General features: G+C 69.2%; 17 protein-coding genes. 6 read left to right on the top strand and 11 right to left on the bottom strand.

What is annotated here, in order from left to right; translation table 11 throughout:
* Nucleotides 1–59: 59 nt before the first annotated feature.
* The 8 genes from HDC37_RS08170 to HDC37_RS08135 all read right to left on the bottom strand — a co-directional run bounded on the left by HDC37_RS08170 (nt 60) and on the right by HDC37_RS08135 (nt 6,696).
* On the bottom strand, nt 60–953 hold the full coding sequence (locus HDC37_RS08170) for an ABC transporter permease (RefSeq protein ID WP_218869492.1): 894 nt from the start codon (nt 951–953) through the stop codon (nt 60–62).
* 1 nt (nt 954) lies between these two features.
* Nucleotides 955–1,785: an ABC transporter ATP-binding protein gene (locus HDC37_RS08165; protein WP_179559911.1), complete on the bottom strand. Its 831-nt coding sequence runs from the start codon at nt 1,783–1,785 to the stop codon at nt 955–957.
* Nucleotides 1,786–1,863: 78 nt separating this feature from the next.
* Entirely contained in the window at nt 1,864–2,961 is a 1,098-nt protein-coding gene (locus HDC37_RS08160) for an ABC transporter substrate-binding protein (protein ID WP_179559910.1), read from the bottom strand.
* A 115-nt stretch (nt 2,962–3,076) separates the two neighbouring features.
* Nucleotides 3,077–3,499, bottom strand: coding sequence for an aconitase X swivel domain-containing protein (locus HDC37_RS08155; protein ID WP_179559909.1), 423 nt, complete (start codon nt 3,497–3,499; stop codon nt 3,077–3,079).
* Nucleotides 3,496–4,776 carry an aconitase X catalytic domain-containing protein gene (locus HDC37_RS08150; protein WP_179559908.1) on the bottom strand — a complete coding sequence of 427 codons (1,281 nt, stop codon included), beginning with the start codon at nt 4,774–4,776 and terminating at the stop codon, nt 3,496–3,498. The genes HDC37_RS08155 and HDC37_RS08150 overlap by 4 nt, the downstream gene beginning before the upstream one ends.
* Nucleotides 4,777–4,784: 8 nt before the next feature.
* Nucleotides 4,785–5,042, bottom strand: coding sequence for a hypothetical protein (locus HDC37_RS08145; protein ID WP_179559907.1), 258 nt, complete (start codon nt 5,040–5,042; stop codon nt 4,785–4,787).
* The gene (locus HDC37_RS08140) at nt 5,039–6,154 is read right to left on the bottom strand and encodes a hypothetical protein (protein ID WP_179559906.1); all 1,116 of its coding nucleotides are present in this window, start codon (nt 6,152–6,154) and stop codon (nt 5,039–5,041) included. The genes HDC37_RS08145 and HDC37_RS08140 overlap by 4 nt, the downstream gene beginning before the upstream one ends.
* Nucleotides 6,151–6,696, bottom strand: a complete 546-nt coding sequence (locus tag HDC37_RS08135) for a UGSC family (seleno)protein (protein WP_179559905.1) — start codon at nt 6,694–6,696, stop codon at nt 6,151–6,153. Before HDC37_RS08135 ends, HDC37_RS08140 begins: the two co-directional genes overlap by 4 nt.
* A gap of 161 nt (nt 6,697–6,857) precedes the next feature.
* Between HDC37_RS08135 and HDC37_RS08130 the strand changes: the two genes are divergently transcribed.
* Genes HDC37_RS08130 through HDC37_RS08105 form a run of 6 tightly spaced genes read left to right on the top strand, consistent with a single transcriptional unit; the run spans nt 6,858 to nt 13,038 of the window.
* On the top strand, nt 6,858–8,006 hold the full coding sequence (locus HDC37_RS08130) for a zinc-binding dehydrogenase (RefSeq protein ID WP_308472140.1): 1,149 nt from the start codon (nt 6,858–6,860) through the stop codon (nt 8,004–8,006).
* Complete coding sequence (locus tag HDC37_RS08125; protein ID WP_179559904.1) at nt 8,003–8,452, top strand: MaoC family dehydratase; 450 nt, start codon at nt 8,003–8,005, stop codon at nt 8,450–8,452. The genes HDC37_RS08130 and HDC37_RS08125 overlap by 4 nt, the downstream gene beginning before the upstream one ends.
* A 5-nt stretch (nt 8,453–8,457) precedes the next feature.
* Complete coding sequence (locus HDC37_RS08120) at nt 8,458–9,366, top strand: SDR family oxidoreductase (protein WP_374939159.1); 909 nt, start codon at nt 8,458–8,460, stop codon at nt 9,364–9,366.
* Complete coding sequence (locus HDC37_RS08115; protein WP_179559902.1) at nt 9,363–10,985, top strand: AMP-binding protein; 1,623 nt, start codon at nt 9,363–9,365, stop codon at nt 10,983–10,985. Before HDC37_RS08120 ends, HDC37_RS08115 begins: the two co-directional genes overlap by 4 nt.
* Nucleotides 10,982–11,866, top strand: coding sequence for an amidohydrolase family protein (locus HDC37_RS08110; RefSeq protein ID WP_179559901.1), 885 nt, complete (start codon nt 10,982–10,984; stop codon nt 11,864–11,866). The genes HDC37_RS08115 and HDC37_RS08110 overlap by 4 nt, the downstream gene beginning before the upstream one ends.
* Nucleotides 11,866–13,038, top strand: coding sequence for an acyl-CoA dehydrogenase family protein (locus HDC37_RS08105; RefSeq protein WP_179559900.1), 1,173 nt, complete (start codon nt 11,866–11,868; stop codon nt 13,036–13,038). Before HDC37_RS08110 ends, HDC37_RS08105 begins: the two co-directional genes overlap by 1 nt.
* 6 nt (nt 13,039–13,044) lie before the next feature.
* Here the strand turns inward: HDC37_RS08105 and HDC37_RS08100 are convergent, their stop codons facing one another.
* The 3 genes from HDC37_RS08100 to ddaH are packed head-to-tail and all read right to left on the bottom strand — an operon-like array spanning nt 13,045 to nt 15,974.
* Nucleotides 13,045–13,839 (bottom strand): IclR family transcriptional regulator, encoded by a 795-nt coding sequence (locus HDC37_RS08100; RefSeq protein WP_179559899.1) that lies wholly within the window; start codon nt 13,837–13,839, stop codon nt 13,045–13,047.
* Nucleotides 13,840–13,845: 6 nt separating this feature from the next.
* The gene (gene rocD, locus HDC37_RS08095; RefSeq protein ID WP_179559898.1) at nt 13,846–15,072 is read right to left on the bottom strand and encodes an ornithine--oxo-acid transaminase; all 1,227 of its coding nucleotides are present in this window, start codon (nt 15,070–15,072) and stop codon (nt 13,846–13,848) included.
* Nucleotides 15,069–15,974, bottom strand: coding sequence for a dimethylargininase (ddaH, locus tag HDC37_RS08090; RefSeq protein WP_179559897.1), 906 nt, complete (start codon nt 15,972–15,974; stop codon nt 15,069–15,071). Before ddaH ends, rocD begins: the two co-directional genes overlap by 4 nt.
* Nucleotides 15,975–16,094 lie beyond the last annotated feature (120 nt).

Raw genomic sequence — 16,094 nt, 5'->3', positions numbered from 1 at the left:
GTCTCGCGCTCGCGCGCCCCGCTCTCATCCTAAAGACCGGGGCGCGCGCAGCTCGAGGCTCACGTCTCCGAGCGCAGCCCGTACACCGACTCGTGCCACGGGATGAAGAACCGCTTGGCCTCATTCACGATGAGATAGAGCACCAGACCGATCAGCGCCAGCAGCAGAATGAGGGCGAACGTCCTCGCAGCATCGAGGGAGTTCATCGCTCTCACCACCATCGCACCGAGCCCTTCGCTTCCTCCCAGGTACTCGCCCACGATGGCTCCGGTCGTGGCCAGCACGATGCCGACCTCCATGCCGGCGAAGAGGTAGGGCTGGAGGCTCCGCAGCTCGAGCTGGGTGAACGTCTGGGCGCGCGACGCGTTCAGGCTGCTCATCACCTCGCGCTGGCCCTGCTCCACGGACCGAACGCCCAGGAGCACGTTCAGCATGACGGGGAAGAAGGCCAGAAGCGCAGCGAGCACGATCTTCGAGGTCATCCCGAACCCGAACCAGATGACGAACAGCGGGATGAACGCCACCTTCGGTGCGACCTGCGAGATGACGATGAGGGGACGGATGCTCAGTTCGAGCCAGGGGAGCTTTCCGAGCACCACGCCGACGATGACGCCGAGGATGACCGCCACGGCGAATCCGATGAGGATCTCGCTCACGGTGATGCCGAGCTCCGCCCACGTCGCGGGATCGGTGACGAGAACGACGAACGCCTGCCCGACCGCGGCCGGTGGGGGGAAGACGAACGGGTTCACATCACCGAGGGTGACGTAGAGCTGCCAGGCCACGATGATCAGGATCACCAACGACGGGGTGACGATCCACGGCAGGATCTTCAGCATCCGTCCCTGCGGCTGCCGGCGCTGCACCGCGACGGGCGTCGTCGGCGCATCATCGACCGTCGTGCGGGCGCCGGGGGCGCTGGTCGGCTCATGTGTCCGGGTCGTCTGGGACATCTCAGTGCTCCTCGTCGAGGTCCTGGCGCAGCGCGCGGACGATGTCGTTGAATTCGGGGGTGGTCTGCAGATCGATCGTGCGGGGCTTGGGCGTGTCGACGGGGAGGATCTGACGGATCCGACCCGGCCGCGGCGTCATGTGGACCACCCGATCCGCGAGGAAGACCGCCTCGGGGATGTCGTGCGTGACGAAGACCACCGTCGAGTTCGTCTCCAGCACGATGCGCTGCAACTCGAGATTCATCCGCTCCCGGGTCAGCGCGTCGAGAGCGCCGAACGGCTCGTCCATGAGCAGGAGGTCGGGGCGGGTGCTCAATGCGCGGGCGATGGCGGCACGTTGACGCATACCACCGGAGAGCTCGCGGGGGTAGGACTTCTCGAACCCCGCGAGCCCGACGAGCGCGGCCAGCTCCTGCGCGCGTTCACGTCGCTCCCGTTTGCCCACTCCGCGGAGCTTCAGGGGAAGGGCGATGTTGTCCAGGACCGAGAACCAGGGGAAGAGGTTGCTCTCCTGGAAGACGAATCCGAGCTTGGTGATCGCCGTCGGATCGACGCGGCTGCCCTTCCACAGCGGCTTGCCGTCGACCTCGATCGTTCCGGCGCTGGGGGCGAGAAGCCCGCCGATCATGCGCAGGAGGGTCGTCTTGCCGCAACCGGAACGTCCGATGAGCGCGACGAATTCGCCCCGCTGGATATCGAGGTCGATTCCCGATACCGCGTGCGTGACGCCGGACTTGGTGTGGAAGTCGCGGCCGATGCCCTGGATCTTGAGCCTGGGTCTGTCGACCTCGGTGGTGGGGGGAAGAACGGATGCGACGGTCTCGCTGGCCATCGTCGGCCTCCTGTGTCGTCGTGATGATCGGGGGAGAGTGGTGACCCCGCCCGGGAAGCGGGCGGGGTCACCATCGTTTCAGTCGCCGGGCACGTAGTCGTTCGTGATCCACTCCTGCGGGTCCTTGCCGCCCTGCAGGAGTCCGGCATCGACGTAGGTGTCGTACGTGGTCTGCCACGCCTCCATGTCGTTCTCCAGAAGGCGGACGTCGGCGGCCTCGTTGACCCACGTCTCGGTGGTGTAGATCTTCAGGGCCTCGACGGCGACCTGGTCGTCCTCCAGCGCCGGGAACGACCAGTCGCCGCTCTCACGCAGCGTCTGCAGCACGTTCTCGAAGTCGTTGGGTGCGTCGTCGATGACGTCCTGCACTGCCTCGTCGATCGCGGCGAGGAACGCCTCGAGGTCTTCGACGAGTTCGGGATCCTCGAGATTGTCGGCGGTGGTGATCCAGGTCTGGATGTCGGGAGCGTCGGTCAGACCCGCGGGATCGACGACCGCATCGTCGTTCTGCTGCGCGATCGCGAGCGACGTGTCCAGGCTCACGATGTACCCGTCGAGCTGCCCCTGGCGGACCACCTCCATGGTGGCGCCCGTCACCGGCACGGCCTGCCGGGTCACCGAGTCCAGCGGGACGCCGTCCGCGCCGAGCGCCAGATCGAGCATCTTCTCGCTCGTCCCGCCGAGCGAGCCCATCCCGATCGTGGCACCCTCCATGTCCGACGTGGAGGTGATGGAGTTGTCTACGGTGGAGGCCACCCGCAGGTTCGACTTGTAGGCCATCGTCCCGATCGAGCGGAGCTCCTGCCCCTGCTCCATGGCGGGGAAGACATCCACCGTGCTGGCGCGGGTGATCGGGGTCGCCCCACCCAGGAGCGCCTGAATGGCCGCGGCCGTGCCCTGCACCGGCTGCAGCTGGACGTCGAGCCCGTGCTTCTCGAAGTATCCGCCCGAGTACGCGAACATCTCCGGCGTGAAGCTGAACGACTCCAGCGGGAGGAAGGTCACGACGAGCATCTTCGTGAGTTCGGTCTCCTGCTCGTCGCCGTCGGATGCCGCGGGGGCTCCTCCCGTGGAACAGGCCGTCAGCGCCAGCGCGCCTGCAGCCAGGAGCGCGGTGGCGACGCGGGCGTTCATCCGCCTGCGGGACGTGGCCGGGGGACGCACTGCTCTGCTCATTTCTGACTCCTGTGTCGGGATGATCCGCCCACGCCATTGCGGGCGGCAGTGACGAGTCTGCAGAGCGCTTTCGTGTCGTCCAATGACCTTTTCATTGTATGGAATGCCGTGTGGATCACATCGAGGACGAAGCGGATTCGAGGATCGTGACGACACCGCTCTCGCCGTCGACGCGCACGAAGTCACCTGTGCGGATGGTCTCCAGGGGGCGGGGAAGCGCCTGTACCACCGTGGGTACGCGCGTGACGATCGCGCCCAGCACCGCCTTGGTGGTGAGCACATCGAAGACCATCGCGGCCGGCGCGGTTCCCATCAGCCGGGTGCTCTGGAAGAAGCCCGACCAGCCGGATGAGCCCTTGGCGCCAGGGAACACCAGCACACGACCGGTGAAGCACACTCCGAAGAGCTCGTGCCGCGGCTCGATGACCGTTCCCGTGGTGACGTCGATTCCACCGAAGCCCGAGATGGGTTCGCGGGTGACCAGCGCGGGCGCCTCGACGACGCCGGGCACGATCCCGCGCCCGCGGAGCTCGATCACCGCAGCCCGCCTCCCCAGCGCCCGGTGAGCGCGGCGTCGACGCACTCCGTCAGCGTTCCGAACCAGGCCTCGATCCCGAGGATCGCCGGCAGATAGTGCGCCTGCTTCGCGGAGTCGGTCGCGAAGACGCGCGTCCCGGGCGGAGCCGCCCGCGACATCGCCGGGCAGGAGTCGGTCAGGACACGGCCCCCTGCGGCCGTGATCGTGCGGGTGTATCCGTTGCGGAAGGCGACGGATGACAGCGCACGCGGCATCATGACCCACAGCTCGGTGTCAGCGTGCAGGCGGCGACCCTCCAGCCGTGCGGCGAGCTGAGCGACCTGATCCAAGGAGGCGTGCGGGCATCCCAGGAGCACGAAGTCGACGTCGCGGCTCGTCCCGCGGCTGTTGAGCGCGTCGTAGACCGCGGCTCGTTCGCGGGCACCGTACGAGACCGGTTCCGTGATGCGGGCTCCGCCGAAGGCGGCCTCGAGCGTCGGTGCCTCCGGAGTGATGCCCGGCAGGTGGTAGAGCTCCACCCCTCCGGAGGTGGCGGTCGCGGCGCCGAAGTGCTTCAGGTCGGCCAGGTCGGGCTGGCCCAGCTTCCCCACGACCGCAGGCCGCGCCTCCTGCACCAGTTCTCCCACGAAGTAGCCGAGCATCCCCCATTCCTGGAAACCGTCCACGGTGACGTCGGCACGGACGAGATGAGTGGCGTGAGGGTTCTCCGGGAGGTGATTGCCCCAGTAGGGGATCTTGCCGGTGAGGGCAGCCGCACCGGTCGACGATGCGCCCTCGCAGTTCGTGCGCGCCCCGAGGACCGAATTGCAGTACACCACCGCCGAGGACTCCATCCAGGCGCAGTGCTCTCCGCGAACGGGCAGGTTGCCGACCTGGTAAGGGGTGCAGGTGGCGAGGATGTTGACGCCGCGGTCGCTGAAGTACGACTCGGCGTCGTCCTGCAGGCGGATGGAGGAGTCGGCATAGTGCGTGAGCCCCGCGGCGTCACCGGCGAATCCGTGCTGGAGCTGGCAGGTCGGCACCTTCATGCGCGGAATCTCGATGTCTCGATCGCAGTCGAGGTTGATCACCGCGTAGGCCTTCGCCCACCCGCCCTCCTCGACGAGTTTCGCCTTCGCCGGGGACGGCTGGGTCATCGTGCCCGCGACGTTGCGGGTCTCCACGAGCCGCTCGGCGCCGAGCGCGTCGCCGTAGCGCACCAGCAGGTCCATCGCTGCGGCGACGGCCTCGCCCTCAGCGCCGTCGCGCATCCGCTTCTCATCGTCGGTGAGACGCATGGGCTCGCCTAGTGCGCGGCGTCTGCGGGCAGGATGACGTGGTCGAGGGCGTAGGGGGTGGGCTCCAGCGCCTTGGCCATGATCGCCTCCATGACGTTGGCCGGCACGAGGCAGTCGGCGCACGCGCCTTCGGTCGCATCGATCCGCACCACGATCCGCTGCGGGTCCGACGGCTCCCAGCTGAGGACGTAGCCGTCGGCGGCCATCATGTCGGTGAACTGCCGCAGCGCTTCATCGACCGTCTGCGGCTTCGTGGGTTCGGTCATGCTGTCGCTCCGATCTGCTGATGCGAGTACGGGTGCACACGGGGCGGGTTGAGCGTGAAGATCTCGACGACGGCCGACACCCCCGCATTGTCGGCCCCGGCGACCATGATCTGGATCGAGGTGGGGTTGCTCAGCGCCCGGACCTTATCGGGCGCGTCCGTCTGGCTGGCGGAGTCGGGCATGGAGTCGGGATGCGTCGCCGCCAGACGCCAGCGCGTCTTGTGCGACAGCGCGTCCTTGCCGACCGCGACGAGGTCTTCGCGCTTGCGCACCGCGTTCTCGTACACGAAGGACCGCAGGTCGTCCTTGCTCCAGCCGGCCGATGCGAACACGTCCGCGTGCTCGGGCGTGAGCACCAGCAGCGCGCTGGTGTACTCGTGGATCAACGCTCCGGTGCGGACGATCGTGTCCGTGAGATCTCGCGCGAGCTGTTCGGGCGACTGCGTGTGCCGCGCCTCGATGTGGATGACCGAGCGGATCACGAACGCCGTCACGACGTCGTCGGAGGCTTCGAAGCCATGCTCGGTGTGAAGCGCCGGCCACGGGCTCTGCTCCTCGTTCTCGGCGATGCACGCCGAGTATTTCGCCGGAGTGCCCTGCGTCGCCTGGTCGAGCTTGTGCGGGTGCAGTCCGAAGACGTTGATGCAGCCCAGGCGGATGGCACGTCCGATGGTGGCGTTCGCACGGAAGCCGGAGCCGAAGATGTTGCCGGTGCTGTTGAGCCCGATCCGCTCGCGCACGGGGCCGTTGACCACGAGAAGCGGCGCCGTGCCGGTCGTGGACTGCCAGATCCCCCGCGCGGGGTGCGGCTCTTTCGCGATGGCCTCCCACGCGGCCACCACGACGGGGAAGTATTCGCTGCGGCACCCCGCCATCGCCGCGTTGATCGCCGCCAGCCGCACCGTCAGATGACGGTTCAGATGGGTGATGGAGAAGAGCACCTCGTCGGGGTCGCGCGCGACGGTGGCGAGGAACTCCGCCAGCAGCGTCTCGGTCACGGGAACGACGGGGAGGCCGTCGGTCCACTCCTTGTCGAAGTAGTGCTCGACGATCTCTCGCAGCGCGTCGGCCTCGGCGGTCGTGGTGTCATCCATGGTCGTCGGCGAACTCATCGTCCCTCCTCCACTCCGAGGATCCTCAACACCTCGGGCATCGCGGTCATCGCGCGCTCGTGGACCTCGTCGGCTGTCAGACTCGCCATCGGGTGCTTCACCGCGTAGAAGTCGAACCCCGGGAAGCCTTGGACCGACGCCATCGCCTGACCCGACATCAGGAACGAGTCGGAGGTGATGCTGACGGTCGGCACGCCCGCGCGCTCGAACATGATCCCGTCTGCGACCGTGGCCGCGCTGCAGGATCCGCAGTCTCCGACGGCGGTGATGACGACGTCGCACTCGCGGACGATCTCCTCGAGCAGCGTCTGCTTCACGGGCGTTCCGAAGTAGTCCTTCGTGTACAGCCGCGCCTCGCCGGCGCCGTGCTGCTCCTGCAGCTGCGCGGCGATCGTCTCGAGCAGCAGGGTGGAGTTGGGTTTGGTGTTGTCGAGGAGGCCGATCGTGAGCCCCCTGAGGCTGACCGGTCGCGGCGACAGCGTGGTGTCGGCTGCGCCCGCCTCCATCCCTGTCGGGTCCAGCAGCGCTTCCAGCTGTGCCATCGCGATCTCCCTCGGTGCGTCTCGGTCGGAACGTCGACAGGATGGCACGGCGGCCGCATCGGGCTGCACCCTCGTTTTCGCTGTGCGGAAGAGTGCGTGCCCTGTGCGGGGCGCCCTGGCCAGGATGGGGCGACGACCTGAAGCCGACCTGAGGAGGACCCGTGCCCACTCCCCCTCCCGCGACGATGCGGGCGGCGATCCTGGCGGAGGACCGACTGGAGGTGCGCGAGATCGCCACCCCTGTTCCCGGACCGGGCGAGGCCCTCCTCCGCGTGAGCGCGTGCGGCGTCTGTCACACCGACCTGCACGTCATGAAAGGCGAGGTGCGCTTTCCGCGGCCGGCGGTGCTCGGTCACGAGGTGAGCGGATCGATCGTGGCCATCGGTGCCGGCACCGCCGATACGCGCAGGCTGCAGGTGGGCGACCGCGTCGCGGCCGGGTTCATCATGCCGTGCGGCACGTGTGCCCAGTGCGCGCGCGACCGCGACGACCTCTGCACCGAATTCTTCCGCCGCAATCGGCTCGAGGGAACGCTGTACGACGGCAGGAGCCGGCTGGCGATGCCGGACGGCTCGTTCCTGGCGATGTACTCGATGGGAGGCCTCGCCGAGTACGCCGTCGTCCCCCTGACCGCCCTCACGAGCCTCGACGACCACCTCGACCTCGACACCGCGTGCATCCTGGGCTGCTCCGGGCTCACCTCGTACGGAGCTGTCTTCCGGGCCGGCGCGGTCGCACCGGGGATGTCCGTGGCCATCGTCGGTGTCGGCGGCATCGGGACGAGCCTGATCCCGATGGCCCGCGCGGCCGGCGCCGAGAGGATCGTGGCGATCGACATCGCGCAGGAGAAGCTCGTGCGCGCGAAGGACCTCGGCGCGACCGACGTGGTGGATGCCGCGAGGGAGGATCCCGTGGCGCGTGTTCGCGAACTCACGGGCGGGGTGGACGTCGCTTTCGAGGCACTCGGACGGCCCGCGACATTCGCCCAGGCGGTGGGGATGCTCGCCGACGGCGGGCGGATGGTGGCGATCGGCATCGCGGCGGGGGCCGCCGTCGCCGAGATCGAGATCACCCCGCTCGTGCGCCGGGGGCAGCAGATCATCGGGTCGTTCGGCGCGCGGACACGCACCGACCTGCCGCAGGTCGCCGCGCTCGCCGCATCCGGTTCTTTCGATCCCGCAGATCTCGTTTCCCGCCGATACACGCTCGACCAGGCGGACGAGGCCTACCGGGCGCTCTCCCGTGGCGAGATCACGGGTCGCGCCATCATCACCATGAGCGCCGCGCGCGCAGCAGAGGAGCAGCAATGACGGCTTTCACCTTGGAAGATCTCCCCGACGCGGTCGGAAGACGGCTCGGGCCGTCGTCGTGGCATGCCATCACGCAGGACGACATCGACGTCTACGCCGATCTGACCGGCGACGACAATCCCATCCATGTGGATGCCGAGGCCGCGGCGGCGTCACCCTACGGCGGGCGCATCGCCCACGGCATGCTCACGCTGAGCATGGTCGTGCGACCTCTCCGAGAGATCTACCGCGTGACCGGGGCGGGGATGGGGATCGTGTACGGCTACAACCGCATCCGTTTCCCCCAGGCTGTCCCTGCTGGCGCCCGCATCCGCGTGGCCGGCGAGGTCGCCGACGTGACGGAGGTCGCCGGCGGGTATCAGGCCACGCTCTTGCTCACCTTCGAGGTGGAGGGTGCGACCAAACCGGCGGTCGTGGCGGAGCTCGTCCTGAGGCACTACCGATGAGCGGGGTGAAGCTGACCGACCGGGTCGCGATCGTCACGGGTGCCGGCCGCAGCCTCGGGCGAGCGTATGCCCTCGCGCTGGCCGATGCCGGAGCGGCGGTCGTCGTCAACGACATCGATGAAGCCGCCGCGACCGAGGTCGTCGAGGAGATCGTCACGGCGGGAGGCCGTGCCGTCGCATCCGTCGGTGCGGTGGGTCCGACGCAGACCGCGGACGCGCTCGTGACATCCGCTCGCGAGAACTTCGGGCGTCTGGACGTCCTCGTCGCGAACGCGGGGGTCCTGCGCGATCGTGTGCTGTGGAAGATGGATGACGCGGACTTCGACCTCGTCGTCGACACGCACCTTCGCGGATCCTTCACCTGCGGACGGGCCGCGGCGTCGTTCATGAGGGAGCAGGGCGAGGGGGGCAGGATTATCCTCATCGGTTCACCCGCGGGGCAGTTCGGCAGCTTCGGGCAGACGAACTACGCCGCGGTGAAGGCCGGGCTCGTCGCGATGGCGCGCACCTGGGCTCTGGAGCTCGCGCGCGCAGAGATCACCGCGAACGCCGTCATCCCGACGGCGCTGTCGCCGATGACCGCCACGATCCCCGCCTACGCGGAGGTCTATCAGGACTACTTGGCCGGCGTTCCGATACCCGAACGGTTCCGCCGCGACAACGCACTCGGGACTCCCGAGGACGTCGCACCGCTCATCGTGTGGCTCGCATCGGAGGCGTCGCAGGGCGTGACCGGGCAGGCGATCGGCATCGGCGGCGACAAGCTCACCCTGTACGCGCACCCCGCCCCGCTCGACGCGGCCTACGCGGCCGGCGGGTGGGACGCCGCGGGGATCGACGAGGTGTGGCGCGCCCGGTTCGCTCCTCTCGCGCAACCGAGCGGCCCTCCGGTCAGAGAGCAGCCCGCATCGTGATCGCGGTGCACTACAGCGATCTCTGGCAGGGCATCGCGCGCGCCGATCCGGAGCGGCCGGCGATCATCACCTCGGACGGGGAGATGTCGTACGCGCGCTTCGCCGCCGAGGCCGGTGCCCTCGCTCGCCACCTGCAGGAGCGTGGACTCGTGGTCGGCGACGCGGCGGCGATGCTGCTGTACAACCGCGCCGAGTACCTGACGTTCCTGTGGGCGTGCCTGTCCATCGGCGTCGCGCCGGTGGCCATCAACTACCGCTACCGCGCCGGCGAAGTGCGCGCCCTGCTGCAGGACTGCGACGCACGCGTCCTGCTCGCACCGACCTCACTGGGTCACGTGGTGCGCGAGGCGAACGCGGGCCTGGATCAGCCCGTGCCGGTGATCTCGGTCGATGACGGCGGTCCGGCGATCGACGGCGCCGCCTCGTGGACCGATATCGTCCGCGAGGGCGGCGCGATGCCCGAGCGTGCGCCGACCGGCGCCGATATGCGCCTGTACACCGGCGGGACCACGGGGGCACCCAAAGCGGTGGTGTGGGACGTCGACACCCTGCTCCACGCCCGCCGACAGTCGACGTGGGGCATCGTGGGACTCGAGCCGCCCGAGGATCTGGCGCAGGCGGTGCGCATCGCCGTCGACCCGGCGACCCCGCGCGTGGTGACTCTGCCGCTGCCGCCGCTGCTGCACGGCACGGCCCAGTCGACGACCATGGGCACGCTCGCCCTCGGCGGCACGGTCGTGCTGCAGAGCGGGGCGCGCCTCGACGTCGACGAAGCGCTGCGGCTGGCCCGAGCGAACCGGGTGACTCGGATCATCGTGGCGGGGGATGCCGTGGCGCTGCCCTTCGTCGAGGCGATCGAGCGCAGCGGCCGGCATCTGGCCGACCTCAGGTCGGTCCTCAGCTCGGGCATGCGGTTCAGCGACGACGTGAAACGCCGACTGCATGCGCAGGGTGACGTCATGATCGTCGACCTCCTCGCCTCCAGCGAGGGGGGTCCCTTCGCATTCGGTGTCACCCATCGCGCCGAAGACCTGCCGGCCAGGTTCGTGACCACGCCCGAGACGGTCCTGCTGGATCCCCACCTCAACGAAGTGGCGCCCGTCGCCGGCGCCCTCGGCATCCTGGCCTTCCGCGGCGTGCTCCCGTCGGGCTACTACGGCGACCCCGAGAAGACGGCCCGCTCGTTCCCCGTCATCAACGGCCGGCGATACGTGATGCCGGGCGACTGGGCGCGTTCGCGAGGCGACGGATCGATCGAGCTGCTCGGCAGACTGAGCGCGGTCGTGAACACCGGCGGCGAGAAGGTGTTCCCGGCCGAGGTCGAAGACGTGCTGCTGGCGCACCCGAGCGTCGACGATGCGATCGTCTTCGGTCTTCCCGACACGCGCTTCGGCGAGTCGGTGTGCGCGATGATCGCGCCGGTGCCCGGTGAGACGATCGATACCGCGGCCCTCGTGGTGCACCTCGAGGCGCACCTGGCCGGTTTCAAGAAGCCGCGCCACTTCTTCGTCCGCGACAGCCTCGGCCGGTCAGCGACCGGCAAGATCGAGCTCGCCCGCGTGAAGGAGGATGCCGCCCGCGAGCTGGCGGGGCGGGCAGCGGAGGAGGTCGTTCGATGAGCACCGGCCCGGGAATCGACATCGCCGCCGTGACGGCCATCGATGTCCACGTCCACGTGCAGATCGACGACAGCGGTCGCACCGCCTCGCCGCGTGCCCTGACCGAGGCGATGGCGGCGTACTTCGGCAGCAGCGAGAAGCCCCGCACGGTCGATCAGACGGCGACGTACTACCGCGAACGGGGAATGGCCGCGGTCGTGTTCACTGTCGACGCGACGACGAACCTCGGTCACGCACCCAACAGCATCGACGACCTCGCTGCCGGGGCGCGGCGCAACGCGGATGTGCTGATCGCCTTCGGCAGCGTCGATCCGCTGCAGGGCGCGGCTGCCGTCGACGAAGCACGACGCCAGGTGCAGGAACTGGGCGTCCGCGGGTTCAAGTTCCACCCGTCGGTGCAGGCCTTCGATCCGTCGGCGGAGGAGTTCACCCCTCTGTGGGCGGCGATCGAGGAACTGCAGGTGCCGATCATCGTCCACACCGGTCAGACCGGGGCGGGGGCGGGAACGCCGGGCGGGTGGGGGTTTCGGCTGTCGCTGTCGAACCCGATGCTGCTGGACGACGTCGCCGCCAGGCATCCGCATCTGCAGATCATCATGGCCCACCCGAGCGTCCCCTGGCAGGACGAGGCGCTCTCGATCGCCACGCACAAGGCGAACACGTGGATCGACCTGTCGGGGTGGTCACCGAAGTACTTCTCCCCCGCCCTGGTCCGCGCGGCGCGGACCTACCTGAAGCACAAGATGCTGTTCGGCTCGGACCTGCCCGCGCTGACCCCCGACCGGTGGCTGAAGGACTTCGCGCTGCTGGAGTACCCGGACGACGTGCAGCGGATGATCCTCAAGGACAACGCCGTCCGCCTGCTCGGGCTGGAGCCCTGATGACCGCCCCGACCGACCTCTTCGGCTACACCGGACTGCTCACCGACGCCGAATCGGCGAAGCTCGCGAACCTGCGCGCCCTGCTCGAGGAGCGTGCTCGTCCTCAGCTGGCGCAGTGGTGGGAGCACGGTGAATGCCCGGCGCATCTGCGCGCAGACCTGGCTGCGCTGCGGCTCGAGGACGACCCCGCACTGCTCGACGGCGGAGACCTGCCGCGCGCCCTTTATCTCGGATTCCGGCACTTCGAGCTGGCCCGCTTCGACATGTCGATCGGAACGCTCTACGGCGGTCAGGTCGCGATGTTCCGAACCCTCATCCGCAAGGGCGGATCGGCCGAGCAGGTCGCCCGCTGGGATCCGCACATCCCCTCCTTCGCGTTCACCGGCTGCTTCGCGCTCACCGAGCCCGGTCACGGCTCGGACGTCGCGGGGAGCCTGACCACCACCGCGGTCCGCGACGGCGACGGATGGCGGATCACCGGCCGCAAGCGCTGGATCGGCAATGCCGCGCTGTCGGACGTCTTCGTCGTCGTCGCGCGCGACAGCGCGGACGGGAACGCGAAGGCGTTCGTCGTCCCCCGTGACGCCGACGGTGTCTCGCTCGAGGACATCCGCGGCAAGATCGCGCTGCGGATGGTGCGCAACGCCGACATCGTGCTCGATGACGTCCGCGTCGCGGAGTCGGACCGACTCGGGCGCATCGATTCGTTTCGTGACATCGCAGCGATCCTCGCCGATCTGCGCTACGTCGCGGGGTGGAACGCCGCGGGTCTGCAGGCAGGCGCCTACGAGGCGGCTCTGCGGTACACCCTCTCCCGCGAGCAGTTCGGACGCCCGATCGCGGGGTTCCAGCTGGTGCAGGAGAAGCTCGCGCGCATGCTCGGCAACGCCACGGCGACGCTCGCGATGGCGGTCCGGCTCACCGCGCTGCGCGACGCGGGCACGGCGGAAGAGCTCCACTCCGCGCTGACGAAGACGTGGGCGGCCGACCGCGCGCGCGAGACCGTCGCCCTGGCGCGCGAGGTGTGCGGTGCCGAGGGGATCCGGGTGGACTCGGACGTCGCGCGCTACTTCGCAGACGCCGAGGCGCTGTACACGTTCGAGGGCACCCACGAGATCAACTCGCTGATCGTCGGCCGGGCGATCACGGGATTGAGCGCCTTCACCCGCTGAGGCCGCTCAGCTTTCGGCGCGTCCGAATCCGGCGTTGTCGAGTGCGCGCGAGATGGATGCCGCGGTGAGCCGCACCAGATGGATCATGTTCTTGCCGTCGACGTCCTGCTCGGTCAGGGCGAGCGAAACGGCGGCGACCACGGTCTTGTCTGCGCCGCGGACCGGCGCGGCCACACCGATGTGGACGTCGTCGACCTGCCGGTCGCTGACCGCGTAGCCGGTGTGGCGGATGTCATCCAGCAGGCGGTCCAGAACGACGGGGTCGGTGAAGGTGCGCGGCGTGAAGGCCTCGAGTTCGCCGGCGAGCACTTGCGCGCGCACCTCATCAGGAGCGTTCGCGAGCAGAACAAGCCCGATCGCGGTGGCGTGCAGCGGGTATCGCTTCCCGACCTGGGGTCGCCGCACCTGACGCCGCGGGCTCTGGAACCGCTCGATGGACACCAGCTCCAACCCCTCGCGGATCGCGAGATGCGAGGCGTAGCCGGTGGTCTCGTACAGATCCTGCATGTACGGTCGGGCCAGTCGCTGCAACCCCACCGACCGCGGGGCGAGCGAGGCGACCTCCCAGAGTCGCAACCCGATGTTGTAGTTCCCGTCGGTGTCGCGCTCGAGCGCTCCCCATTCGGTCAGGCGGCCCACGATGCGGTGGCAGGTCGCGATCGGCAGTCCGCTGCGGCGACTGATGTCCGAGAGCGACTGCCGGACGCGGCCGCCGTAGAAGGTGCCGAGAATCGTGAAGGCCCGGTCGATCAGCGACCGTGATCCGTCTCCGGACGGCTCCTGCAGCGATTCCTGCGTCATCTGACCTCAGCCCGCCAGGACGAGCTTCAGCTGCTCGACCGCCCAGTCCAGCTCGGTGGCGCGGATGACCAGGGGCGGCGCGATCCGAAGCGTCTGCCCGTGCGTGTCCTTCGCTAGCACGCCGCGAGCGAGGAGGCGCTCGGCGACCTCACGGCCGGTGCCGACGGCGGGATCGATGTCGATCCCGGCCCAGAGCCCCGCGATGCGCACCTGGGTGACACCGTGCCCCACGAGCTCGTTGAGCTTCGCCTCGAGGTGCTCGCCGAGGGCGGCCGCGCGCTTCTGGAACTCACCCGTCTGCAGCATCTCGACCACGCGCGTGCCGACGGCGGCGGCGAGCGGATTGCCGCCGAAGGTCGACCCGTGCTCGCCAGGACGGATGACGCCCAGGATGTCTCGGTCGGCGACGACGGCCGAGACCGGCAAGATGCCGCCGCCCAGGGCCTTCCCGAGCAGGTAGACGTCGGGTACGACGTCTTCGCGGTCGCACGCGAACGTCGTGCCCACCCGGCCGAGGCCCGACTGGATCTCGTCGGCGATGAAGAGCACGCCGCGCCGGGTGCAGATCTCCCTCACCGCGCGGAGGTACCCTTCGGGCGGGATGATGACCCCCGCCTCGCCCTGGATCGGTTCGATGAGCACCGCCGCGGTGTTCTCGCCGATCGCGGCCTCGATCGCGGCGGCGTCGCCGTAGGCGACCTGCACGAACCCGCCGCCATAGGGGCCGAAGGCGTCGTGCGAGACCGGGTCGTCGCTGAACCCGACGATCGTGGTGGTGCGCCCGTGGAAGTTCCCGTGTGCGACGACGATCGTCGCGGCATCCGGGGCGATGCCCTTCACGCGGTACCCCCACGCGCGTGCGACCTTGATGCCGGTCTCGACGGCCTCGGCGCCGGTGTTCATCGGCAGGACGAGATCTTTGCCGCAGAGCTCGGCGAGCGCAGCGGCGAACTCGCCCAGTCGGTCGCTGTGATAGGCACGGCTGGTCAGGGTGAGGCGGCCGAGCTGCTCCTGCGCGGCGGCGACGATGGCGGGATGACCGTGGCCGAAGTTCAGCGCCGAGTACGCCGAGAGGAGGTCGAGGTAGCGCTTGCCCTCGACGTCGGTGACCCACGCGCCTGCGCCGCGCGACACCACCACGGGAAGCGGGTGGTAGTTGTGCGCGAGGTGCTGCTCCTCGGCGTCGATCACCCGCAGCGTCGCGGTGTCGGTCGGGAGCTCGGAGATGCTCACGATCCCTCCGTCTCGCGGCGGAGCTCCAGGGTGCAGCACTTGATCCCGCCGCCGCCGAGGAGGAGCTCGGACAGATCGATCAGGATCGGGTTGTACCCGCGTTCGCGCAGCTGCGCCTCGAAACCGGTCGCCCGCGGTGAGATGATGACGTTGTAGCCGTCGCTGGAGGAATTCAGCCCGAAGACCGCGCCGTCCTCATCCGACACCCGGATCGCGTCGGGGTAGCGCTCGGCGAGGATCGCCTGGCCGCGCTCGTCGAACGCGTGCTCGAGGTAGGCGATGTTCGCCCGTTCGACCCCGCCCGGCCCCTGCACCGGATCGAGCACCGCGATGGCGGTGTCGAGATGGTAGAACCGCGGGTCGATGAGGTTCAGCGAGACGACCTCCTTGCCGAAGACCTCCCCCACCTCGCGGTGACTGTCACCGGTCGAGCGGAATCCCGTACCGGCGAGGATCGTGTCGCCGACGAGGAGGAAGTCGCCTTCGCCCTCGTTGACCTCGCGGGGCACGACGACGTCGTAGCCGTTGTCGCGGAACCAGTCCATGAACGCCGGGCCCTCGGGTACGCGCTCGTCGAAGCGGAACTTCGCGCCGTAGGCGATGCCGTCGATCAGGAACCCGCCGTTGGCGGTGTAGACCATGTCCGGCAGCCCGTCGATGGGGTCGATGAGCTCCACATCGTGCCCGAGCTCGAGGTAGGCGTCGTAGAGCGCCTGCCACTGCCGGACGGCCTTGGCGGTGTCGGTGGGGTTCGCCGGCTCCATCCACGGATTGATCGTGTAGCTGACGGTGAAGAACTCGGGCCGGCACATGAGGTAACGGCGGTGCTGCGCGATGCGCGCTGTGGGGCTCGCGGCGGCGGTGGTGGCCTCGACGGTCGGCGCGGTGTTCTGAGTGGACATCGGTCTCCTTGCGAAGGTGCGGCGGACGCTGTCCAGAGGCCCGGCGGGGCTTCGAAGCCGTCGACCCGGGCACGCCGGGACCATTGTGCCACGGCACCCTTCCGGCCACCTGTGACGCCG

The organism is Microbacterium sp. AK009, assembly GCF_013410955.1.
Classification (GTDB): domain Bacteria; phylum Actinomycetota; class Actinomycetes; order Actinomycetales; family Microbacteriaceae; genus Microbacterium.
Note: the sequence above shows the minus strand (reverse complement) of the source record. Positions and strands in the feature narration are given on the sequence as shown.

Excerpts from the sequence above, each read along its gene's own strand:
- HDC37_RS08135 (WP_179559905.1), bottom strand. The coding sequence starts at position 6,696 with ATGGCACAGCTGGAAGCGCTGCTGGACCCGACAGGGATGGAGGCGGGC.
- HDC37_RS08170 (WP_218869492.1), bottom strand. The coding sequence starts at position 953 with ATGTCCCAGACGACCCGGACACATGAGCCGACCAGCGCCCCCGGCGCC.
- HDC37_RS08145 (WP_179559907.1), bottom strand. The coding sequence starts at position 5,042 with ATGACCGAACCCACGAAGCCGCAGACGGTCGATGAAGCGCTGCGGCAG.
- HDC37_RS08100 (WP_179559899.1), bottom strand. The coding sequence starts at position 13,839 with ATGACGCAGGAATCGCTGCAGGAGCCGTCCGGAGACGGATCACGGTCG.
- HDC37_RS08105 (WP_179559900.1), top strand. The coding sequence starts at position 11,866 with ATGACCGCCCCGACCGACCTCTTCGGCTACACCGGACTGCTCACCGAC.
- ddaH (WP_179559897.1), bottom strand. The coding sequence starts at position 15,974 with ATGTCCACTCAGAACACCGCGCCGACCGTCGAGGCCACCACCGCCGCC.
- HDC37_RS08125 (WP_179559904.1), top strand. The coding sequence starts at position 8,003 with ATGACGGCTTTCACCTTGGAAGATCTCCCCGACGCGGTCGGAAGACGG.
- HDC37_RS08110 (WP_179559901.1), top strand. The coding sequence starts at position 10,982 with ATGAGCACCGGCCCGGGAATCGACATCGCCGCCGTGACGGCCATCGAT.
- HDC37_RS08165 (WP_179559911.1), bottom strand. The coding sequence starts at position 1,785 with ATGGCCAGCGAGACCGTCGCATCCGTTCTTCCCCCCACCACCGAGGTC.
- HDC37_RS08140 (WP_179559906.1), bottom strand. The coding sequence starts at position 6,154 with ATGAGTTCGCCGACGACCATGGATGACACCACGACCGCCGAGGCCGAC.
- HDC37_RS08150 (WP_179559908.1), bottom strand. The coding sequence starts at position 4,776 with ATGCGTCTCACCGACGATGAGAAGCGGATGCGCGACGGCGCTGAGGGC.
- HDC37_RS08160 (WP_179559910.1), bottom strand. The coding sequence starts at position 2,961 with ATGAGCAGAGCAGTGCGTCCCCCGGCCACGTCCCGCAGGCGGATGAAC.